The following is a 20,525-nucleotide window of genomic DNA, read 5'->3' on the forward strand; positions in this document are numbered from 1 at the left end:
CTATGAATTCTGTCACGACTGCCGCCGACAAGGATCTGGAGTGGAAAGATTCGCTCACGACCGAGAGCTCTCTCGTCCGTAAGCTGTTGATTGCCGCCGCGTTCCTCTATTTGACGCTCTTCCTATTCGTCCCGATTGTCGCCATCTTTAGCGAAGCGTTGAAACATGGACTCGCCAGTTACTTCGAGTCGTTTCTCAATGAGGATGCCCTTGCGGCGATACGTTTGACCCTCCTGGTCGCGGCTGTGGCTGTGCCGCTGAACGCCGTCTTCGGGGTGGCGGCGGCTTGGGCTATCGCCAAGTTCGAATTCATCGGTAAGCAGGCGCTTATTACCCTGATCGATATGCCGTTGGCTGTCTCTCCCGTGATCTCTGGATTGATCTATGTCCTGCTCTTTGGGGCTCAGGGCTGGCTGGGGCCGTGGTTGGCCGAGCACGATATCAAGATCATCTTTGCGTTGCCCGGTATCGTCCTCGCAACGATTTTTGTGACGGTTCCGTTTGTCGCCCGCGAGCTCATTCCCCTTATGCAATCGCAAGGGCGTGAGGAAGAGGAAGCGGCCATCACGCTGGGGGCCTCGGGCTGGCAAATGTTTACACGCGTGACGCTGCCGAACATCAAATGGAGTCTCCTTTATGGGGTGATTTTGTGCAATGCGCGTGCGATGGGTGAGTTCGGCGCGGTGTCGGTGGTCTCAGGCCATATCCGAGGGCTGACGAACACGATGCCGCTGCATGTCGAGATTCTATACAACGAGTACAACGCTGCGTCGGCGTTTGGCGTCGCCTCACTCCTGACCCTGTTGGCGATCGTAACCCTCTCGGCAAAGGCGCTGATCGAGCGGAAAACAGCCTCACCGCATCAGCGCATGCCCTAGCGGTCACTGGACACAGATGCCTATATTAGCCAGGAGTCCATCATGAGTATCCGGGTCGATCATGTTACGAAACGGTTTGGAACGTTCACGGTATTGAACGACGTCAACCTGCAGGTTGAGGCGGGAGAACTTGTTGCGCTCCTCGGCCCGTCCGGTTGCGGCAAGACGACGCTGCTGAGAATTCTCGCTGGATTGGAACGACCGGATCAGGGACGCATCTTTCTACACGGCACGGAGGTGACGGATCAACGAATCACCGAGCGCCGAGTGGGATTCGTCTTCCAGCATTATGCGCTGTTTCGGCACATGACCGTGGCGGAGAACGTCGCGTTTGGACTGAACGTGCTTCCTCGGACACAACGCCCTTCTGTAGCGCGAATACAAGAGAAAGTTCAGGAGTTGCTGAGGCTTGTGCAGCTGCAGGCGATGGCTGATCGGTATCCCAGTCAGCTCTCGGGAGGCCAGCGACAACGTGTCGCACTGGCCAGAGCATTGGCGGTGGAGCCGAAACTTCTTCTGCTGGATGAACCGTTTGGAGCATTGGATGCGAAGGTCCGTAAAGAACTCCGCCGATGGCTCCGGCGGCTCCACGACGACTTGCATATTACGAGCATCTTAGTGACCCACGATCAAGAAGAAGCTCTGGAAGCGGCTCATCGTGTCGTCGTGATGCATCAGGGGAGTATTGAGCAGGTGGGTACACCGGATGAAGTCTATGAAAATCCGGCAACTCCGTTCGTGTACCAATTCCTCGGCGATGTCAATGTGTTCCACGGGCGCATTTCACATGACCGACTCTTGGATAAGGAGGCCGGTGAACGGGCGCAGGCCGATGGAGATGCTTCCGATCATAAGGAAGTGACGTTCGTGCGGCCTCATGATTTTGAGCTCAGCCCGACTCGGACCGCACCGACACAACTCGAAGCGACCGTCCAGTTTCTCATTACGGCCGGCGCACGAGTTCATGTGGAACTGGTGTCGAAAGAATCGTCTGAAATTATCGCGGTCGAGTTGACGAAGGAACGTTATCGTGAGTTGAAATTACAGCAAGGTGATGTCGTCTTTGTGCACCCGAAGCAGTTGCAGGTGTTCAAAGTGCCTCATGCGTAATTCCGCTCGCCAGATCGACTGTCGATATATGAAAGTCAAGCCATGACATGGGAGGCGGTCGGTGACCGATCGACGGTATAACAATGCGACGGAATGGATCGGGAATACACCGCTCGTTCGGCTGAATCGGCTTTCGCCCCAAGGCGGTGCAACGATCTATGCAAAGGTGGAATATGCGAACCCCGGCGGCAGCGTAAAAGACAGAATTTGCCTCAATATGGTCGATGAGGCGGAGCGAAGCGGACGGCTGAAGCCCGGCGCGACGATCGTCGAGCCAACCAGTGGGAACACCGGCATCGGCCTGGCGCTTATCGCAGCGGTACGAGGGTACAAATTGATCCTCGTCATGCCGGAAACCATGAGTCTGGAACGGGCCAGTCTCTTATCGTCGTATGGAGCGGAATTGGTGTGCACCGCCGGTTGGGAAGGGATGTTGGGTTCAATTAGAGAAGCCGACCGCATTGTGAGCCGTAACCCGTCATACTTCAAACCGGATCAATTCTCGAACCCCGCGAATCCGGCGATGCATCGGAGAACGACGGCTGAGGAAATTTGGAATGCGTTGGACGGCCGCATTGATGCGTTCGTCGCCGGCGTCGGCACCGGTGGCACGATTACGGGTTGCGGCGAAGTGTTCAAAGAACGGAACCAAACGGTCCGCATCATCGCCGTTGAACCAAGCGCTTCACCAGTTCTTTCCGGAGGCGTTCCTGGACCTCACAAGATTCAGGGCATCGGCGCGGGATTTGTGCCGGACGTCTTGAATCGGAAGATCCTTGACCGGGTCATTGCGGTCACGGACGACGAGGCGTATTGCACCTCTAAACTCCTGGCGAGCCAAGAAGGGTTGTTCGGAGGAATCTCTTCCGGCGCGAACGTGGCTGCGGCCCGGCGGGTAGCGGCCGAATTGGGGCGCGATAAAACGGTTGTCACGATACTTTGTGATACCGGCGAACGATATCTCAGCATGGGAAAGTATTTCGCTGAGGTTTGATGGCAGGTCGCCATGGAATTTATCGATTGAACAGAGTTTTTTCGCGTATCGTATCCTTGCCTGTTCAGTGGTTTCCTTTCCTACCTCAACTCGGCAGAATGTGTGCCGTTGTTTTGTGCAGGATTTCAGGTCTAGTCAGCGCACAATGCTGCTTGTTCAGCAATGATTGCAGGGGAGGAGTTGCTCCAGAAGCAGATCAGGACGTGTCTGCACACTACCTGGAAGCCCGCATGGGCGTTCCAGACTTGTCCTGCGTGAGATCTCGCTCGCCATCGTGTACATGTGGCGGGCGGGAACACCGTAGGTAAGGTCAGTGGGATGAGGACAGAGCCGACCCGTCGCCGCCCTCATTCACATAGTTTGTTTCGCATAACGCTCGGGATCTAGTTGAAACGCGCTATGGCAAACTGCGTTGCAGAAGTAATAGTGGCGGCGCTGATAATCTTCCCGCTCGACCGCCTCGTCAGGATCGATCTCCATTAGGCACACCGGGTCTTTAACCGTCTTGGAAGTACGTGTCATGGCATGCTCCCTTTGTTCATATCCGAAGTACATTTCTACTGTTCTTAATTGTCGTAGAGGATCATCCTTTGTCCGAACTGGGTAGTTCCCTAGTCCTTCCATCGCACGTAGTCACATTCTATGAGTGTTTATAGGAGCATCATCGCAATCCTTTTTCGGACTTATAGCGCCATACAGAGTGAAGCGCGCGAAGAATCAGGTATATCCCGATCGTGGGAAACCAAATCCACTTGATCTCACTGGCGAGGATACGCAGAGCATCCGTGCTGAAAAACTCAGTGGCACCGATCGGAGACACCGCAACCGGTCGAACAGTGAAGAAATATCGGTTTGTGTCGAACGGGGAGAGGAACGCTACACCTAATCCTCCGTCGGTCATGGCGTCCAGCACACCATGGGAAGCGGTGCAGAGAAAGAAATAGGCACAACGCCACGCTTTTGTCGATGCCGATCTGTTTCGGTAGAACAGACCTATGAGAGCGGCGCTTAGCAGACCGGCGAGGAAGAGAGAGTGTGTCATGCCTCGATGCCCCCAGAGATCGCCATATTGAATGCCAAAGGAGAAGCCTAAGACATCCACATCCGGAACAATCGAGCAGACCGCGCCCAGCAGCAAAACAGGCGGAGTCATGATGGGATGTTGAGGAGCTTTACCCAAGGCAAGGGCGACGAACGCATGAGAGAAGGCAGAGGCCATGTGTCACGTCATTGCAGATAGCCTTCTTAGGCAACGGCACCTGCGTCCCATCGTTTGAACGGGACTACGCACGGCTGTTCAGGAATCCGATCTGCCGCCACGCTTCGTATACCACGACCGCCACAGTATTGGAGAGATTCAAGCTTCTGCTGTCGGGCATCATGGGAAGTCGGATCCGCTGCTGTTCAGCAACGGCTTCCAGCAATTCAGTCGGCAGCCCGCGACTTTCCGGTCCGAAGAGGAACACGTCGTTTGTCGCGTACGTGTTCAGATCGTAGCGTTGAGTACCTCTGGTGGAAACGGCAAACAGCCGGCAGCCGGCAAACCGGGTTGCGCACGCCGCCCAGCTGTCGTAGACCTGGAGCGTGGCAAACTCGTGGTAATCCAGCCCGGCGCGTGTCAGTTGCTTATCGCCCATCGAAAAACCAAGCGGTTTCACGAGGTGCAATCTCGCGCCGGTATTGGCGCACAGGCGGATGATGTTGCCTGTGTTGGGCGGGATCTCCGGCTGATAAAGGATCACGTCGAACATCGGGGGAGGAAGTGTATCACGAAGCGGGTGTTTTCACGATGCAGCCCGATGCGCCGAGAAGGACGCACAAGGAGTCGACTCATTTCGCCGTCACTGGCTTCTTGATATAGTGAGTCTGCTGAAGGGAAAACAGGATGATTCGAGCTCGATACTTGCCCGCAGGGGCGCAATGGTTCACCGTCCAGCCGATCAAGTGCTTGATGGTCCGACTCGTTGGCATGCCGCTGATCCTGACGCTCAGCACGGGTTTCTCCGCGTTGGCTGGCGAGCACTCGCTTGGTTCAGACGAACAGGTTGCTCAGCATGCCGGGGCCGCATGGGAGAGTGGCGCGATCACGACGGCGCTAGAGATCCTTGACCACGGCGTGAGTATTCATCCGAACGCGGTTTCTCTGTACAAGCTCCGCGGAGATATTCTTTCCACGTTTCGCGATCCCCAAGAAGCCATTCAAGCGTACGACCGGGCTCTTGCCGTACAGCCCACGGCATTGGATATCCGCTGGGCCAAGTGGGGTCTGTTGGCGCGGTGGGGACAAGACGAGGGCGCGATCGCGGAATTATATGAGATCGCCAGGATCGAAGAGAACAATCCGTTGATCCACTGGCGTCTGGCGCAAGAACTCCGAAAGCTCGACCGCTTGGAGGAATCTCTGGATGCGTACAAGCGGGCCGTAGGACTCATGCCGGGCCTGTTAGGTTGGAGACTGGCGCTGGCTCGTGCGCGCTTCGACGTCCTCGATTATCAAGGAGCCGACACGGATCTGCATTATGTGCTGCACCATGTGCCACCGGGTTCTCCCCTCGAGGTTCCGGCTAGGAATCAGCTTGCACAGCTGTATGAATCCATGGAACGGGGGCGGCGATTCAAGCCGGCACCGACGCCTCAGACCGCCGAGTCTCAACTGAAGGAATGGGCCGCCATTCGTTCTGATGCTTGGAAACTGTTCGAAGCAGGTCGGTATCGGCAAGCCGAACCGATGTATCGCAAGTTGCTGAGCCTCAATCCTTATGATTCCCTGGCCACCCATCAGTTGGGCCTGACTCTCATGCAATTAGGCCGATGCGAAGATGCGCTCGCTGTGTTCGGCAACATGTCCAATCTGAACCCAAGTGAGGAAGACTTCGCGGACACGACCTATCGCATGGGGCAGTGCTATGTGGAGTTGGAACGATGGGACGAAGCTTTTGTCCACTTTCAGATGTTGTATGATGCCGCGGTTGAGTTTGAACAGGTCAACAAGGATGTCCCGATACCGGCCGGTACGCGAGTGCTGGCCAAAGAGAAGATTGGCCGCTGGCTCGATAAAGTGCGGCCTCATGTCCCGGACTTGGTGAAGCTGAAAGAAGAGGAAGCCAAAAAGGCCGATAGCCGGAGGGATTCTTCACCTTCGCTGCCGGAAGAAGCTGTCTACGCAGGAGCCCTCGAAAAGATAGAGCCGCAGAAGACGCTGGATACGGGAGTGGCGATTGCGGGTCGTGATGCCGATTTCAGCTGGTTTCGCTTCGTGATTCCAGCCGCCAAAGTTGTGCGGGACGACTTTCCGACCGGCGCCCACGAGTTCATCCCGCTGAATCCGGGAGACACGTTTTTCGCCACTCAACCCGAAATCTACTTGGTCTTTAAACTGGTGTCGGATTCATTCGACAGCGTGTCGCTGACCGCACGATGTTCACCGGAAGTGCCTGCGATGACCGAGGATCCGCAAACGACAGTACAGGACCGGGTCATGACCACCATGAACGATCGCTCCGGCTATTTCCTCTTGAACCGTCCGAAAACCGGCTGGACGCCGGGTCTCTATCGCTGCGGGTTGTTTGCGGGTGAGCGAGCCTCCGCCTATACCTATGTGGATGAAGTCCGATTCCGGATCGTCGACCGCAATCAGCCTTGATGACTTGTTCAGTCAGTTTCCAGACTGGTCACACGACGGTTCGACTGGAAGCTTTCGCAGACTAGCCTCTACGGTAGTCTCTCTTTCTGGGTAGTTTAAGCACAGCACTGGTTAGTTCTGTAACAGTGCTCGCCTCGAAGAATGCGATTAATCAATTCATCAACGCGATCGTTGTTGATTGGACTCCCCCGAGCAGCAATGGTAGAAATTGCAACGAGTAAGAAATCCTTCTTAAAGCGGTGCCTGACCCTTCAACTCAGCGACGCTGCCATCAATAACCCCAGTCGGGTGCATTTACCAGCAATATTCTAAGTATCGGTCGTTGCGCAGCGCTGCACATTCAACGAAAAATGCGCAAGGCACTATGAATGCGACTACGAACACGCAACGTACGACGTACGACTAAGTGACAGTAGACCAAGAAATTGACTATCCTCATCAGTGCCCCGCCGCCGCTAAATACCCTGTTTCCCTTTGACTGCATGAAGTAGTGTTTACAGACGAGTGTTCGCTCCTCGGGTAATGACGCTTGCTCAAGGGCCAAAAGCAGGTCTGACACATCAAAGGACAATGGTGGGTAAAAGGGGCCGCAGCTGGAGAATACTTCTCTAGGGTTCACGCATCGTTTGATAGTTGTAACACCATAATGGATAGAAGTTGCAGACTGGGTTTCTTCATTTCGATAGGCAATAGTATTGGAGCAAATGACGATGTTGCATAAGTCGGCAAGTGGACCAAGTAAAGCCCGGGTTTTATCTTCAGGACGTTCATTGCCAAACTGAAGGATCATGTGGATCATCTGACAGAGTCCCTCGGAACGCAGATGCTTTCCGAGACCTTGTAGGATTTTCGACCACAACACGTCGCCCATTCGACCACCGCAGAACCGGTTATCGCCCGGGGAGGTTGTAGTATCAGGCATATATGGGGGATTTGAAAGAATAAGGTCAAAGGTCCTGCCTTCCACGGCATGGAAGAGATCGCCTCGACGGAATTCAATGTTTGTGATGCCGTTAAACCAAGCGTTGAACTCAGCGAATTGTAACGCTCGTGGGCTGATGTCCGTCGCGACTACGTGCTTCGAATGGCGCGATGCGACGAGGGCATGGACACCTGAGCCGGTGCACAGGTCCAATGTCGACTCCACCGGCTTTCGTGACACAGAACCAACAAAATCGAAGGAGTCCGGAAGCAAGGGCATGACGCTGTTCACGCCGGACGGAGGTCTTACCCGCGCGTCGGTCGCAAAAAAGAGACCCGCACACTCGAAAAACGCGAGGTCACATACGGCTACGTCCCCATCCAAACGAATCAATTTCATAGCGGCAAGTGCACTGAGGTCATTAGGCGAGAAGAGGCAAGCGAGGGTCGTCGTTTGTACGGGCTCGTTCAACAAGAATAACCAAATCAGCATGTCCAGTCGATCTTTCGGTCCTCTCCGTATGAAATAGTTAGAGATCGTCCCAAGGATTCCCGACCGGCTGGCAGACAACATGCGAGCTCCGATGTCAGCATCCATGCTGGCACACTGCACAAAGGCTCGAAATCGCCCGATCCCATCAGCCTCTTCGGGCGGCCACATACGATATTCCGTACCCAGCCGTGCTTTGACCGCCTCGAAGGTAAAACCAGCTTCTCGCAGAATACTCAAGATTCTTTCCGGGCGGCCACTAGCGAGCGGAATTGGAGGAAACACAGTCATGAAGCAAGCAGGAAATTTGGGATGATAAGAAATATTACCAATGACTACGGATGAACAGAGCGCCCATTCTCTGACTCGTCATTCGCCGCCATCGCACTGGATGGGACGGGTGTAATAATGATAAGTATGTTTCGGTATGGTCTGCCATGATGTGTCGAGAAGCATCGGCATGCTCAAGGTCTTCTCGCCACTACCTTTCCCGTTTTCTCACACGTAGATCTGCGTGCCATACACCTTGGCGGTTGTTCGTGCCGACTTTGCTGCTCTACGGAGTGCACGCCGCAACACTCTGCGCAAACCGTGTGTTCTCTGTCTGCCGTTCTACTCTCTCCGGTAGCTGTGGTGCAGGTGGAAGGAATTCTCTAGTAAAAGCGGTTTTCCCCGAGCCATGTGGTTCGGCAGTACTAATGCAACGAGGGTGTCGAGCCAGTCGAACGTCCACTCCAACGATTAGCCTGCCACCGGCTGCTGATAATCCACTTCGATCGTGAAGCCGAGATCTTTGATCATGCCCCAGACTTCCGGAGCCGGAGCGCCCGGGGTCGTCAGATATCCGTTCACGAAGACGGAGTCGGCTGGATAGAGAGCGAGAGGTTGCAAGCTGCGTAGGTTGTGTTCTCGACCACCCGCAATGCGAATTTCCGTGCTGGGGTGAAGAAAGCGGAAGAGGCAGAGTACTTTCAAACAGCGCTGGGGCGTGAGGTGGTCGCAATTCTCCAATGGAGTGCCGGCTACCGGATGAAGCGTGTTGAGGGGGATCGAATCCGGCTTTACCTCGCGCAGAGCCATCGCCAGTTCGATCAAATCCTCGTCCTTTTCTCCCATGCCGACAATTCCACCCGAGCAGATTTCTAATCCTGCTGCACGGGCATTTCTGATCGTCGCCAGCCGGTCCTGAAATGTATGGGTCGTGCAAATCGATGCGTGAAAAGCCTCGCTGGTGTTCAAGTTGTGGTTCACCCGATCGACGCCTGCTGCTTTCAGTCTCTTGGCTTGGGATTCGTTCATTATTCCAAGCGAACAACATATTTGAATCGGGACTTCCTGCTTGATGGCGCGCACAGCTCCGGCGATTTCGTCGATTTCACGATCCAATGGACTGCGTCCGCTGATGACGATGCAGTAGCGCTGGGCTTTTGATGCGGCCGCTTGCCGGGCGCCCGCGATCATTTGCTTCTGCGGAAGGAGATTGTAGCGTTCGATCGGTGCCGTCGAGATGGAGGATTGCGAACAGTAGTGGCAGTCTTCTTGACACGCTCCGCTCTTGGCATTCTGGAGCATCTGCAGGCGAACGGTGCGGCCGAAGTGTTTGGATCGGACTTGAAAGGCCGCGTGCAACAATGAAAGCAATTCGTCGTCCGGCGCACTCAAGACGGAGTGGCATTCTCCTTCGGTAAGGAGTTCGTCATTGAGAGCTTTATCTGCCAAGGTCATATAGTTCATAGAATCCTCAAAAACAGTGACGTGATGGGCTGCTTCGTTTTCGATCCGTTGAATCGAGGAGCAAGACTTCCCGAATCTGTCAGGTCAAATGATCCGCAAATACCGGTGGGAAACCTACACGGTTTCAAACGGAGAAGCAATGCCTTGGTAAGGAACTGCGGGCACGGATGAGGGCTCGGCATCCGAGTGTGCAGCGGCTTGGCCGGCTTCGAGCCAGGGGAGCGCCGTGAGCGTATTCCACTTGGCGCAACGGCGGCAGCGGCCGGACCACTCGACTGACTCCTGCTGGCACTGAGTGCAGATATAGGGGACCACCACACGCTTCTTGAAGCTGAGGGCTTTCTTCAATTCGATGATGGCTTCCTCAAAATGCTGCTTGCGTAGGAAGAGATTGGCCATGATCTTGTGATAGTCCAAGAGGTGATCTTGAGGTCCCTCTATGGTCGAAAGCAGATCGAACGCCTCATCCACCATTTCCAGCCGATAGTACAGTTTGCCCAGGTAGAATTGGAGGATCGGATTCTGCGGGTTTTGCTGCAAGGCCTCCTGATAGATTCTGATGATCTCGCTGGGCTCGCCTTGATCCAAGAAGAGTTCTTCCAGCCGATGCAGAATGATCACGCTACGCGTTCGCGCATACACCTTCTTCAGGATTTCTACAGCGTCTTTGGTTTTGCCTTCGTGGAGCAGAATTTCACCCATCCCAATATAGGCGGGGAGGAAACTGCGGTCTTTCTTGATGGCGCCTCGGAAGTATCGCCGAGCTTTGTCGGGATGCCCGCGTTCGAGGAGTTGCCGCCCGACTTCGTACATGCATCCGACCAGCAGCGCCGCTTCCGCCTGCTTTTCGGGAGCGGGCAGATTGGCTTTAAGTAAGCGGTGCTGAATCTCAAGCGCTTCGCTCCATCGCTCCATGCGGATGTTGAGGTCCCGTTTTCGGATGAGGGCCGTCAGGTTGTCGGGCTCAATCTTGAGAATCTTCTGGAGCGCTTGAAGCGCCTCTTCATACCGTTTGGCTTCTTCCAAATCCTTGCCCAACTCCAACAAGACCTCAATGTTCCGATCATCGACGCGATGCGCATGTTGATGGAGCCGGACGGCTTCGGGGAAATTCTGTTCCGCCCGGTAGATATTCCCCAACCAAAGAAGCGAATCGACGCGATTGGGATCGATGGCTAGGGCTTTTTCAAAGAGCGTAATCGCTTCCAACGTGCGTTTCGACATGAACGCATGGGTTCCGTCCCGATGGAGTGTGTCGACCTTCTCTTTCCGACGCACCAGTCGGTTACTGCGCCAATTCAAGATCAAATGCGCCGTTTGTTGCAGCCCCACGACAAAGGTGGCGAGTACCGCCCCGAATGCCATGGAGATCAAGACGAGTGTGACGGGACTGAGCTCAAACTCTGCGCCTGGGCCGGTGTGGACGACGACGGTCCCCGGGTTCAACTCGCGGAAATAGCTGTAGATGAATACCCCGGCGCTGATGACGAAAATGGTGATCAGCAGTTTGAACATGGCCTACACCGTCTTCTGCGAATCCGTCTTCCGGGTCATGCGCCGCTTTGGGGCGGTCGCTGGGGCCGGCGCTTCGTCAGGAATAGGAACATGCCGCGCGTCGCTCCACAGACGCTCAATCGCATAGTGCGACCGAGAGTCCTGCCTGAATACATGGGCCACGACATCGCCAAAATCGAGGAGAACCCACTGGCCCGAGGTCGTCCCTTCAATGCTCAGCGGCCGTTGGCCCATGCGAGAGAGTGCGTCGACAATGGAGTCAGCGACCGCGCGTGTTTGTCTGTCGGATTCCGCCGACCCGATGACCAGGTAATCAGCGATTGAGGTGAGCGGGGCGACGTGGAGGACTTGGACATCGAGGGCCTTCTTGTCAGACATAGCCCTAGCTACGGCAAGGGCGGTGGCCTTAGATGCGCGTACGATTACTGCCCTCCTGATAAAGATTATGGTGAAGTATATAAGATTCTACTGAGGGGGGCAACATATTTGCCAGCGGCAGTCCAGACCGAATCCTCTGTCTGATTTCCGATGCGGAGGTCGGATGGGGCGGGAGGGACAAGCAGGTGACCCCGGGAGAGGCGGGGACGGCAATATCCACCTTGCTCACCGCACCGGCGTCGAGCTGCGCAAGCATCTGTGGATCGAGATGGGGAAACAGGGACATCTTGGCTAGAGCACTGAAAGATCGTCCCGGCCTGGGAACCACGACGAAACGGCAGATCTTCAAGATCTGCTCCGGTGCTTTCCACATAGGGAGATCGAGAAACGCGTCCAGCCCAATGATAAAGAACAGCTCTGTGGAAGGGCCAAACTGCTCTTGTAGTTCAAGAACCGTATCGATGGAGTATGATTTCCCCTTTCGCCGCAGCTCGAGGTCGGTGACGTCAAAAGCCGGGATTCCGGCGGTCGCCAGACGCACCATTTCGAGCCGAACATTCGCTGAAGCGAGTGATTGGTCCTGCTTATGCGGTGGGTCGCCGGTTGGAATGAAGAGGATTCGAGAGAGCTCCATCCGGTCGTGCACGTCATGCGCAATAGCCAGGTGCCCGTTGTGAATGGGGTTGAAACTGCCGCCGAATAAGCCGAGACGATGCGGAACCGGGCGCTGAGTGCTGCGCACTGAGGGTTGAGGAGCATTCATAACGCAGGATTCAGCACTCAAGACCCGCGACTAGAGGATCACAAGATTGTCTCGATGGATGACTTCTTCATATTCCTGAGGGCCGAACTTCTCTTGAATATCCGCTGTCTTGAGCCCTCTCATTCGGTGTAATGAGTCGGACGAACAGTTCACCAAGCCTTTGGCGAATTCCTTTCCGTCCGTATCAAGACAACTCACCGCATCACCGGCTTCAAATGATCCCGCGACCTGGAGAATGCCCGAAGCCAACAGACTTTTCCCTCGCTTCGTCAGGGCATCGACTGCTCCTCGGTCGAGGTGTATCTGGCCGCGGGGCCGAAGCGTGAAGGCGATCCAATGTTTGCGGCTGTTGAGGCGGCGCTCCCTGGCAAGAAAGAGACTTCCGCCTGGCTCACCGGCGAGAACTTTCGGCAGGAGTCCGGCCCGTTCGCCGTTGAGAATCAGGGTAGAGATTCCATACTCTCCGACTTTTTTGGCGGCCCGTAGCTTGGTTGCCATTCCCCCGGTGCCTTCAAATGTGCTGGACACCCCTGCCAGGCGCTCAATATCTTGGGTAATCTCCGGAATGAGTGGAATCAGAGTGGCGGACGGATTTTTGCGCGGATCTTCAGTATAAAGGCCGTCGACGTCCGAGAGAATCACCAGCAGGTCTGCATCCGCCAGGTGAGCCACTTCGCTTGCAAGGGTGTCGTTGTCGCCGACTCTGATCTCATCAACCGCGACGGTATCATTTTCGTTGATGATCGGCAGAATGCCGAACCCAATGAGCGCCGAAAGGGTATGGCGGGCATTGAGAAAACGGCGTCGATCAGCGAGATCCTGGTGGGTGAGGAGAATCTGCGCCACCTGAATCCCCAGGCGCTCGAAGGCCTTTTCATAGGCCCACATCAGTCGGCTTTGCCCCACAGCCGCCGCAGCCTGCTTGACTGGAAGGCTTTTGGGATAGTCTTTCAGCTGTAACTTTCGAATGCCGGAGACGATGGCACCGGAGGAGACGATCAGGACCTCACGACCCTGAGTCCGGAGAGAAGCGATTTCACCGGCCAATCGCTCGATTTGGTGGGGGCGTAAACCCTCTGCACGCGAAGCAATCAGACTGCTGCCGATCTTGATGACGATCCGTTTGGCCTGTGCTAGGAGTGTGTCTCGCATGGGATCGTCCGCAACGTCTCCATCTGCTTCCCGACGTGAAGGATCAGGTTGTCGAGCCCCTGATTGGTGGCGGCCGAAATCGCCAAGCAGGGATAGCCTTGCTGCCGGCAATAGGTCTGCAACTGAGCCAGCCGCTCACTTTGGCCGATCACATCGATCTTTGTCGCAACGACCGCAAATGGGCGGCGGGTGAGTGTCGGGTCGTAGGCAGCAAGTTCCTGCCGCAGAGTTTCGAAACTGGCGACTGGATCTTCAGCGGCCCATTCTGAGACATCGATCAGGTGGAGTAAGAATGCGGTGCGTTCGATATGACGGAGGAACTGTACCCCCAGACCCTTTCCTTCGTGAGCGCCCTCGATCAAGCCGGGGATATCGGCTACGACAAAGCTGCGGTCGGATCCCCAGCGAACAACGCCAAGATTCGGAACCAGCGTGGTAAAGGGATAATCGGCGATCTTGGGACGCGCCGCTGAAATAGCGGCAATGAGCGTTGATTTCCCGGCATTCGGAAATCCCAGCAGCCCAACGTCGGCAAGCAGTTTGAGCTCGAGCCGCAAGGTCCGTTCTTCTCCCTGGGTGCCGGGAGTGCATTTTGTCGGCACTCGATTGACGGAGGTGGCGAAGTTGCTGTTCCCTTTCCCACCCCGCCCTCCTTGTGCGATCACGGCTGTTTGGCCATCTTCGATGAAATCGACGACTATTTCTTTCGTCTGGTCATCGTAGACGATGGTACCGACGGGAACGGTGATGGTGACGTCTTCTCCCGAGCGGCCGGTGCAATTGGACCCCCCACCGGGGCGCCCATCTTGGGCTTCATACTGCTTCTGGTAGCGGAGGTCGAGCAGAGTCGTCAATCGATGGGACGCGGTCATGATGATATCGCCGCCGTCGCCGCCGTCGCCGCCGTCCGGACCTCCGCGTGGAACGAACATCTCCCTTCGGAAGCTGCAGATGCCGTTTCCGCCGCGGCCGGCTCGCACCGTGATGTGTACCTCATCGACGAACATAGCCTGGTAAACCCTATAGACGGTTTATGAAGAGATGAGAAAGTATACCTGACCCTGAGCCGAGGAGGGGAGGGAGAATTTACCCAACCATGATCGTTAGGGACGCGAGCGCAAACGAGATTCAGGACTTGGTTGGAACAGGGTACACGCTGACCTTTCGTCTGCCGCGTCCACCCTCAAACTTGACCACGCCGCTCATTCTGGCGAACAAGGTATGGTCCCTCCCAAGGTCCACATTGAACCCAGGAAAAAACTTGGTGCCGCGCTGGCGGACGATAATGCTGCCGGCGGTAACCGTTTGACCGCCATAGGCCTTCACGCCTAAATATTGAGGATTGCTGTCGCGGCCGTTACGTGATGATCCGCCGCCTTTGTTTGTCGCCATGGTAGGTCCTTCTCGTCCTAATTAGGCCGTTGCAATATTCGTAATCAACAGCTTGGTGAATCCTTGTCGGTGTCCACGGGTGCGGCGGTAGTTCTTACGGCGTTTCTTTTTAAACACGGTAATCGATCGAGTCCGTCCGTGCCGCACGATTTCGGCTGTGACTTTGGCACCGCTGAGGAGCGGCTGTCCGATCATGACACCGGCGTCGCCGTGTACCAGATGAACCTGGTCGAGCTCGACCCGAGCTCCGACGTCTCCGGGCAAGCTCTGGACCTGAATCGTAGAACCTGTTTCGACCCGATATTGTTTACCACCCGTTTCAACGATTGCGTACATAATCCATATCTCCACGCTAGAGGAACGGTTCATTTAACATGGGGGTACAAGGGGTGTCAAGCCGAGCGCCTCATGAATCAGCGATCACCCGCAAGCCCCCTCTTTCGTGGGCTAGGACGTTGGCCCCGCCCGCACGTATGCTGAGCGCCACCAAGAGATAGCACCGCTCCGGTGCTTTTACAGTACAGACGGGGAGAAGACAACGAGACCATGCCTGCTACCAACAAATTTGTGATTCGTACGTATCACCGGATTCCCGTTCGCTGCGAGGTGTACTACCTGGGCGGAGATTTTCTGGGAAAGGGAACCGTCATGAACCTGTGTCGTAACGGATTCCGCGTCCTAGGTGATCATCAAGTGGTGCCCGGGATGGAGCTTGTCATTCGGCTCACCCTTCCTGACAAAGATGAACCGGTCGAAATCCAGCGTGTTCTTGTTCGATGGGTGCGTGGTCTGTTGTTTGGGGCTAAAGTGGTGACCATGAGCCCGGATGGGGAAGATCGAATCGGAACGTTTTTGAGTTCCCGCCTTCGCGCCTATTGCGCCTCTTCGTAAGCGATCGCATCACCCGGCGACCATGTTCCGGGCTAGGTGTCGGTCCGTTTGCTTGACCCCCGTACAGCCTCACGCTATAGTCGGTCTCGTTGATCGAGCCGGGGTTGCATCATCCTGAACGGGAGATTGCCTCCAATGCTGGAACCAGTTGAAAAAATCTGGATGGACGGAAAGTTTGTGGCGTGGGAGGAGGCCAACGTCCACGTCCTCACTCATTCGTTACATTATGGTCTGGCAGCGTTTGAAGGACTCCGGTGTTACAAGGGCAAATCGGGATCCGCAATTTTCCGGCTGCAGGAGCATGTCGATCGACTGTTTGATTCGGCCCACATCGCCATGATGGCCATGCCGTACGACAAGAAACAGATGGCCGACGCCATTGTGGAAACAGTTCGCATCAATCGTCTCGATGCCTGTTACATTCGTCCCTTGGTCTACATCGGGTACGGTGCCATGGGCGTGCACCCGGGCGACAATCCGATACGGATGGCCATTGCGGCTTGGAAATGGGGCGCGTACCTGGGCGACGATGCGCTGGCCAATGGGATGCGTGCGTGTGTTTCTTCCTTCACCAGGCACCATGTGAATGTGTCCATGACCAGAGGAAAAATATCCGGATACTATGTGAACTCCATCATGGCCAAGCGGCAGGCCAAGGCCGACGGATATGACGAAGCGATTCTTCTCGACCCCGAGGGCTACGTAGCCGAGGGAACCGGAGAGAATGTGTTTATCGTTCGCCGGGGCGTTCTCAAAACGACGCCGCTCACGTCGGTGCTGGAAGGGATCACGAGGAATTCCGTCATCCAATTGGCCCAAGAGCGAAAAATCGCCGTGGCCGAAGAACGATTCACGCGCGATGAAATGTACATCGCCGACGAAGTGTTCGTGACCGGCACTGCCGCCGAATTGACCCCGGTTCGAGAAATCGACAATCGGCGAATCGGAAATGGCGCGCCCGGACCGATTACGCGTGCCCTCCAACATGCCTTCTTTTCAATTGTGCGTGGCGAAGATCCTGCCCACGAGTCCTGGCTGACCCGGGTCTGACGATCGAAGCACCGTAGAACGATCATTGACCGGGTGAGCGGCCTCCCCGCGATATTCCCGTTTGAAGAAAAACACGAAGCTGGTTCCGCTCGGTTAGTGGCCGGCTGCTGGAGTGTCTCCTGATGGATGCGATTCCGAGGATGGCTGGGAGGGTGGCGCCGACGGAGGTGCCGCCGGTTCGCTTTTTTGCTGCAGGTCAATCACGGTCGAGGAAAAGTTCCGTTGCTTGGCCAAAATTGCCAGCGTGAGCGACGTGACCATGAATACGGCCGCGACGATGACGGTAAACTTGCTCAGGAAGTTGGCGGGCCCCCGGCTTCCAAACACCGTCTGGCTGGAGCCGCCGAATGCGGCGCCGATCTCCGCTCCCTTCCCTGATTGCAGAAGAATCGCCCCGATCATCAGAAAACATATCAGCACGTGGACTACGACAATCAGCGTATACAGCATGAGATTTCAGACTCCGATTGGCCTAGAGACGGAAGCGATCTTGGCGATTGTAGCAAAGGAATCAACCTGGAGACAAGCTCCGCCGATGAGCGCGCCGTCGATCTGGTCAGAGGATAACAACGATTCTGCGTTTTGAGGCGTGACGCTCCCTCCATAGAGAATCCTCGTGGATTCGGCGATCGTGGGTGACCATGTGACGGCAAGGACTTGTCGGATCGTGCGGTGGGCGGCCACGGCTTGGTCCGCCGTCGCTGCTTTGCCGGTGCCGATCGCCCATACCGGCTCATAGGCGATGATGAAGTCGGCCATCGCGTCGGAGGGAAGGCCGGACAGACTTTCCTGGAGTTGGTGGGTCAGCACGGTGTCGGTCGTCCCGCCGTCTCGTTGGGCCAGCGATTCCCCGATGCAGAGGATGGGGCGCAGCCCATGTTTGAGCGCCGCTCGAATCTTCTTATGGATGCCGTCGTTCTGCTCGCCGAAAAGAGTCCGCCGCTCAGAATGGCCTAGGATGACATAGCGACAGCCGAGATCTTTGAGCATAGGCGCGGAGACTTCTCCCGTAAAGGCGCCGCTATCTTCCCAAAACATATTCTGGGCGCCGAGCTGAATCGGAGACGATGGGCCCAAGGCGTTGCGGACCGATTCCAGTGCAGTGAATGGGGGAGCAATGGCCAGTTCAGCGGTTGTGGATGGAGCAGGAAGGCGCTCTTTCAGCTCACGCACGAAGGAGACCGCTTCGGACGCGGTCTTATTCATCTTCCAGTTGCCGACGATCAGGACTCTGCGCACCGCGATTCCCGGTCTCTATTCTTTGAGGGTGATCGATCAGTTCTGGCGGTCAGGCAGCGCCGCAAGGCCGGGAAGTGTTTTGCCTTCGAGTAATTCCAGGGCCGCGCCACCTCCGGTGGAGATGAACGACATATTCTCCGAGACGCCGGCTCGATGAACGGCCAGACTCGTTTCGCCGCCGCCGACTATCGTGAGGGCGTAAGCATCGGCGATCGCGTGAGCCATGGCAAACGTGCCTCTGGCATAGGCGTCGATTTCGAACACACCCATCGGCCCGTTCCACAGGATGGTTTTCGCATTTTGAACTGCCTCATTGAACAGCTTGACGGAGGCCGGACCGATGTCGAGGGCATACCATCCTTTGGGAATCTCCTGCACAGGAACAATCTTGGTTTCAGCGCCCACCTCTCGGCTGGCCGCAACCACACAATCGACGGGCAGGTAAAATTTGACTCCCCGTGAGAGCGCGTGGTCTTCGATTCCCCGGGCAAAATCCAACATGTCCATTTCGACGAGGGAATTACCGATCTCCATGCCCTTGGCCTTCAAGAACGTAAACGCCATCCCGCCGCCGATGATGACTTTATCGACTTTCTTCCCCAGGTTTTCGATGACGCCGATCTTTCCGGAGACCTTCGCGCCTCCCAGAATGGCGGCAAACGGCCGAACGGGGTTGGCGACAGCGCCCTCGAGGTACTCGATTTCCTTCTTCAGCAGCGCGCCTGCGGCCGCATCAGCAATGAACTTCGTGATCCCGACGGTCGACGCGTGAGCCCGATGCGCTGCTCCGAAGGCGTCGTTGATGAAGACGTCGCCGAGCGAAGCCAGGGCCTTGGCGAAGGCGTCGTCGTTCTTCTCCTCGCCTTCGTGAAAGCGGAGATTTTCCAGCAAGAGCACATCTCCGTCCTTCATCTTGGCGACCAGCTTCTCGACGGCCGGGCCAATACAGTCCGGCGCGAAGATCACTTCTTTACCGAGCAGCCGGCCCAGGCGTTTTGCGACAGGCGCCAGGCTATACTTGGGCTCAAAGGCACCCTTCGGCCGACCGAGGTGAGAGCAGAGAATAACTTTGGCGCCCTCGTCGACGACGCGATTGATGGTCGGCAAGGTCGAGCGAATGCGGGTGTCGTCGGTAATTTGCAGTGCTTCATCGAGCGGGACGTTGAAATCGGCGCGGATGATGACGCGCTTGCCACGAAGTTGCACATCGTCGATCGTTTTCTTGTGCAAGTTCATGGCGAGGCTCCTTCAGCTAGGTTCGGCCAAAACGGGTTCGATGAATTCGTTGGACGCCTATCCCACCTTCACGCTCGAGGCGCTCAGTGCGTAGACTTTCCGGCCAAGACCTTCACCAGGTCGCGGACTCGGCATGAGTAGCCCCATTCGTTGTCGTACCAGGCTGTCACCTTGACCATGCGCTTGTCCACGACGTTGGTCAATGGAGCATCGACGGTGGCCGAGTGATCGTCACCCTTCTGATCGATGGAGACGATAGGGTCTTCAGAGTACTTGAGAATGCCCTTGAGCGGACCCTCCGCAGCCTTCTTGAATGCGGCATTCACGGATGCGATATCGCAATCCTTCTCGGTTTCCACGGTGAGATCGACCAGGGACACATTCGGCGTCGGCACTCGAATGGCGAGGCCGTCCAATTTGCCCTTGAGTTCCGGTATCACGAGATGCAGGGCTTTGGCCGCGCCGGTGCTGGTCGGAATCATCGACATGCCGGCTGCACGGGCGCGCCGAAGGTCCTTGTGAGGAAGGTCGAGGAGCTGCTGATCGTTGGTATAAGAATGGATCGTGGTCATGATCCCATGCTTGATGCCGAACGTTTCCAGCAAGACCTTGGCGACCGGTGCCAGGCAGTTGGTCGTACAGGAGGCGTTGGACACAATGTGGTGGGATTTCGGATCAAACTTGTCGTCGTTCACGCCGAGTACGATGGTCACATCGGGATCTTTCGCCGGTGCCGAAATGATCACGTGCTTGGCGCCTGCGGACAAGTGTTTACCCGCCGATTCCCGGTCGGTAAATCGGCCGGTCGATTCAATGACCACGTCGACGTTCAGCGCCTTCCAGGGCAGTTCTTTCGGATCTTTGACCGCGAGCACGGTGATGGGTTTCCCGTCCACGAGGATCTGGTCTTCCTTGGCTTCAACACTGGCGGAAAGGGTGCCGTGCACCGAGTCGTACTTGAGCAGATACGCAAGCGTCTTCGCGTCCGTCAGATCGTTGATCGCAACGATATGAAGGTCTTTGTCACCCATCGACGCACGCAGCACGTTGCGCCCGATACGTCCGAACCCATTGATTCCAACACGAATGGTCATGGCTAATCCTCTACATGCGAATATATTGGTTGCGTACACCTGGAT

Annotated in this window: 22 protein-coding genes; 6 read left to right on the top strand and 16 right to left on the bottom strand. The window is 56.1% G+C overall.

Translation table 11 applies throughout. The features are described 5' to 3' along the window. The first annotated feature begins 2 nt into the window (after positions 1-2). From cysW to cysK, 3 genes are all read left to right on the top strand, one after another. A complete protein-coding gene (gene cysW, locus H8K04_06035; protein ID UVT17109.1) occupies positions 3-878 on the top strand; it encodes a sulfate ABC transporter permease subunit CysW in 876 nt (291 codons plus the stop codon). A 42-nt stretch (positions 879-920) separates the two neighbouring features. Continuing rightward, a complete protein-coding gene (locus tag H8K04_06040; GenBank protein ID UVT17110.1) occupies positions 921-1,988 on the top strand; it encodes a sulfate ABC transporter ATP-binding protein in 1,068 nt (355 codons plus the stop codon). Between the two features lie 61 nt (positions 1,989-2,049). Next, positions 2,050-2,982 carry a cysteine synthase A gene (gene cysK / locus H8K04_06045; GenBank protein ID UVT17111.1) on the top strand — a complete coding sequence of 311 codons (933 nt, stop codon included), beginning with the start codon at positions 2,050-2,052 and terminating at the stop codon, positions 2,980-2,982. 351 nt (positions 2,983-3,333) lie between these two features. Here the strand turns inward: cysK and H8K04_06050 are convergent, their stop codons facing one another. The 3 genes from H8K04_06050 to trmL form a co-directional block, all read right to left on the bottom strand. Continuing rightward, a complete protein-coding gene (locus tag H8K04_06050; GenBank protein ID UVT17112.1) occupies positions 3,334-3,504 on the bottom strand; it encodes a YHS domain-containing protein in 171 nt (56 codons plus the stop codon). A 139-nt stretch (positions 3,505-3,643) separates the two neighbouring features. Further along, complete coding sequence (locus H8K04_06055) at positions 3,644-4,201, bottom strand: metal-dependent hydrolase (protein UVT17113.1); 558 nt, start codon at positions 4,199-4,201, stop codon at positions 3,644-3,646. Positions 4,202-4,265: 64 nt separating this feature from the next. Then, positions 4,266-4,733, bottom strand: a complete 468-nt coding sequence (trmL, locus tag H8K04_06060) for a tRNA (uridine(34)/cytosine(34)/5-carboxymethylaminomethyluridine(34)-2'-O)-methyltransferase TrmL (protein ID UVT17114.1) — start codon at positions 4,731-4,733, stop codon at positions 4,266-4,268. 134 nt (positions 4,734-4,867) lie between these two features. Between trmL and H8K04_06065 the strand changes: the two genes are divergently transcribed. Then, positions 4,868-6,625 (top strand): tetratricopeptide repeat protein, encoded by a 1,758-nt coding sequence (locus H8K04_06065; GenBank protein UVT17115.1) that lies wholly within the window; start codon positions 4,868-4,870, stop codon positions 6,623-6,625. A 340-nt stretch (positions 6,626-6,965) separates the two neighbouring features. On the opposite strand, the gene H8K04_06070 is transcribed toward H8K04_06065, so the two are convergent. The 9 genes from H8K04_06070 to rplU form a co-directional block, all read right to left on the bottom strand. Beyond that, positions 6,966-8,207, bottom strand: coding sequence for a class I SAM-dependent methyltransferase (locus H8K04_06070; GenBank protein UVT17880.1), 1,242 nt, complete (start codon positions 8,205-8,207; stop codon positions 6,966-6,968). Positions 8,208-8,777: 570 nt separating this feature from the next. Further along, positions 8,778-9,770 (bottom strand): biotin synthase BioB, encoded by a 993-nt coding sequence (gene bioB / locus H8K04_06075; GenBank protein UVT17116.1) that lies wholly within the window; start codon positions 9,768-9,770, stop codon positions 8,778-8,780. Between the two features lie 114 nt (positions 9,771-9,884). Then, on the bottom strand, positions 9,885-11,285 hold the full coding sequence (locus tag H8K04_06080; GenBank protein UVT17117.1) for a tetratricopeptide repeat protein: 1,401 nt from the start codon (positions 11,283-11,285) through the stop codon (positions 9,885-9,887). A gap of 3 nt (positions 11,286-11,288) precedes the next feature. Next, a complete protein-coding gene (gene rsfS / locus H8K04_06085) occupies positions 11,289-11,663 on the bottom strand; it encodes a ribosome silencing factor (protein UVT17118.1) in 375 nt (124 codons plus the stop codon). A gap of 28 nt (positions 11,664-11,691) precedes the next feature. Beyond that, positions 11,692-12,426 carry a nicotinate (nicotinamide) nucleotide adenylyltransferase gene (gene nadD, locus H8K04_06090; GenBank protein UVT17119.1) on the bottom strand — a complete coding sequence of 245 codons (735 nt, stop codon included), beginning with the start codon at positions 12,424-12,426 and terminating at the stop codon, positions 11,692-11,694. Between the two features lie 30 nt (positions 12,427-12,456). Next, complete coding sequence (gene proB, locus H8K04_06095) at positions 12,457-13,578, bottom strand: glutamate 5-kinase (protein UVT17120.1); 1,122 nt, start codon at positions 13,576-13,578, stop codon at positions 12,457-12,459. Further along, complete coding sequence (gene obgE / locus H8K04_06100; protein ID UVT17121.1) at positions 13,560-14,585, bottom strand: GTPase ObgE; 1,026 nt, start codon at positions 14,583-14,585, stop codon at positions 13,560-13,562. Before obgE ends, proB begins: the two co-directional genes overlap by 19 nt. A 121-nt stretch (positions 14,586-14,706) precedes the next feature. Then, positions 14,707-14,970 carry a 50S ribosomal protein L27 gene (gene rpmA, locus H8K04_06105; protein ID UVT17122.1) on the bottom strand — a complete coding sequence of 88 codons (264 nt, stop codon included), beginning with the start codon at positions 14,968-14,970 and terminating at the stop codon, positions 14,707-14,709. Between the two features lie 21 nt (positions 14,971-14,991). Further along, complete coding sequence (gene rplU, locus H8K04_06110) at positions 14,992-15,306, bottom strand: 50S ribosomal protein L21 (protein UVT17123.1); 315 nt, start codon at positions 15,304-15,306, stop codon at positions 14,992-14,994. A 210-nt stretch (positions 15,307-15,516) separates the two neighbouring features. On the opposite strand from rplU, the gene H8K04_06115 reads away from it, so the two are divergent. Both H8K04_06115 and H8K04_06120 read left to right on the top strand, forming a co-directional pair. Next, positions 15,517-15,861 carry a PilZ domain-containing protein gene (locus tag H8K04_06115; protein ID UVT17124.1) on the top strand — a complete coding sequence of 115 codons (345 nt, stop codon included), beginning with the start codon at positions 15,517-15,519 and terminating at the stop codon, positions 15,859-15,861. 135 nt (positions 15,862-15,996) lie between these two features. Next, positions 15,997-16,911 carry a branched-chain amino acid transaminase gene (locus H8K04_06120; GenBank protein ID UVT17125.1) on the top strand — a complete coding sequence of 305 codons (915 nt, stop codon included), beginning with the start codon at positions 15,997-15,999 and terminating at the stop codon, positions 16,909-16,911. A 93-nt stretch (positions 16,912-17,004) separates the two neighbouring features. Here the strand turns inward: H8K04_06120 and secG are convergent, their stop codons facing one another. The 4 genes from secG to gap all read right to left on the bottom strand — a co-directional run bounded on the left by secG (position 17,005) and on the right by gap (position 20,480). Next, entirely contained in the window at positions 17,005-17,361 is a 357-nt protein-coding gene (gene secG, locus H8K04_06125; protein ID UVT17126.1) for a preprotein translocase subunit SecG, read from the bottom strand. A 6-nt stretch (positions 17,362-17,367) separates the two neighbouring features. Then, positions 17,368-18,150, bottom strand: coding sequence for a triose-phosphate isomerase (locus H8K04_06130; GenBank protein ID UVT17127.1), 783 nt, complete (start codon positions 18,148-18,150; stop codon positions 17,368-17,370). Positions 18,151-18,186: 36 nt separating this feature from the next. Continuing rightward, positions 18,187-19,380: a phosphoglycerate kinase gene (locus H8K04_06135; GenBank protein UVT17881.1), complete on the bottom strand. Its 1,194-nt coding sequence runs from the start codon at positions 19,378-19,380 to the stop codon at positions 18,187-18,189. Between the two features lie 89 nt (positions 19,381-19,469). Then, on the bottom strand, positions 19,470-20,480 hold the full coding sequence (gene gap / locus H8K04_06140) for a type I glyceraldehyde-3-phosphate dehydrogenase (GenBank protein ID UVT17128.1): 1,011 nt from the start codon (positions 20,478-20,480) through the stop codon (positions 19,470-19,472). Between the last annotated feature and the right edge of the window lie 45 nt (positions 20,481-20,525).

It is taken from the genome of Nitrospira sp., assembly GCA_024760525.1.
Taxonomy (GTDB): Bacteria; Nitrospirota; Nitrospiria; order Nitrospirales; family Nitrospiraceae; genus Nitrospira_D.

What these genes read in the sequence shown, in the direction of transcription:
- H8K04_06115 (UVT17124.1), top strand. Translation starts at nt 15,517, where the DNA reads ATGCCTGCTACCAACAAATTTGTGATTCGTACGTATCACCGGATTCCC.
- gap (UVT17128.1), bottom strand. Translation starts at nt 20,480, where the DNA reads ATGACCATTCGTGTTGGAATCAATGGGTTCGGACGTATCGGGCGCAAC.
- rplU (UVT17123.1), bottom strand. Translation starts at nt 15,306, where the DNA reads ATGTACGCAATCGTTGAAACGGGTGGTAAACAATATCGGGTCGAAACA.
- H8K04_06080 (UVT17117.1), bottom strand. Translation starts at nt 11,285, where the DNA reads ATGTTCAAACTGCTGATCACCATTTTCGTCATCAGCGCCGGGGTATTC.
- rpmA (UVT17122.1), bottom strand. Translation starts at nt 14,970, where the DNA reads ATGGCGACAAACAAAGGCGGCGGATCATCACGTAACGGCCGCGACAGC.
- bioB (UVT17116.1), bottom strand. Translation starts at nt 9,770, where the DNA reads ATGAACTATATGACCTTGGCAGATAAAGCTCTCAATGACGAACTCCTT.
- cysW (UVT17109.1), top strand. Translation starts at nt 3, where the DNA reads ATGAATTCTGTCACGACTGCCGCCGACAAGGATCTGGAGTGGAAAGAT.
- H8K04_06070 (UVT17880.1), bottom strand. Translation starts at nt 8,207, where the DNA reads ATGTGGCCGCCCGAAGAGGCTGATGGGATCGGGCGATTTCGAGCCTTT.
- rsfS (UVT17118.1), bottom strand. Translation starts at nt 11,663, where the DNA reads ATGTCTGACAAGAAGGCCCTCGATGTCCAAGTCCTCCACGTCGCCCCG.
- H8K04_06050 (UVT17112.1), bottom strand. Translation starts at nt 3,504, where the DNA reads ATGACACGTACTTCCAAGACGGTTAAAGACCCGGTGTGCCTAATGGAG.
- trmL (UVT17114.1), bottom strand. Translation starts at nt 4,733, where the DNA reads ATGTTCGACGTGATCCTTTATCAGCCGGAGATCCCGCCCAACACAGGC.
- H8K04_06120 (UVT17125.1), top strand. Translation starts at nt 15,997, where the DNA reads ATGCTGGAACCAGTTGAAAAAATCTGGATGGACGGAAAGTTTGTGGCG.
- proB (UVT17120.1), bottom strand. Translation starts at nt 13,578, where the DNA reads ATGCGAGACACACTCCTAGCACAGGCCAAACGGATCGTCATCAAGATC.
- H8K04_06040 (UVT17110.1), top strand. Translation starts at nt 921, where the DNA reads ATGAGTATCCGGGTCGATCATGTTACGAAACGGTTTGGAACGTTCACG.
- obgE (UVT17121.1), bottom strand. Translation starts at nt 14,585, where the DNA reads ATGTTCGTCGATGAGGTACACATCACGGTGCGAGCCGGCCGCGGCGGA.
- nadD (UVT17119.1), bottom strand. Translation starts at nt 12,426, where the DNA reads ATGAATGCTCCTCAACCCTCAGTGCGCAGCACTCAGCGCCCGGTTCCG.
- secG (UVT17126.1), bottom strand. Translation starts at nt 17,361, where the DNA reads ATGCTGTATACGCTGATTGTCGTAGTCCACGTGCTGATATGTTTTCTG.
- H8K04_06055 (UVT17113.1), bottom strand. Translation starts at nt 4,201, where the DNA reads ATGGCCTCTGCCTTCTCTCATGCGTTCGTCGCCCTTGCCTTGGGTAAA.
- H8K04_06065 (UVT17115.1), top strand. Translation starts at nt 4,868, where the DNA reads ATGATTCGAGCTCGATACTTGCCCGCAGGGGCGCAATGGTTCACCGTC.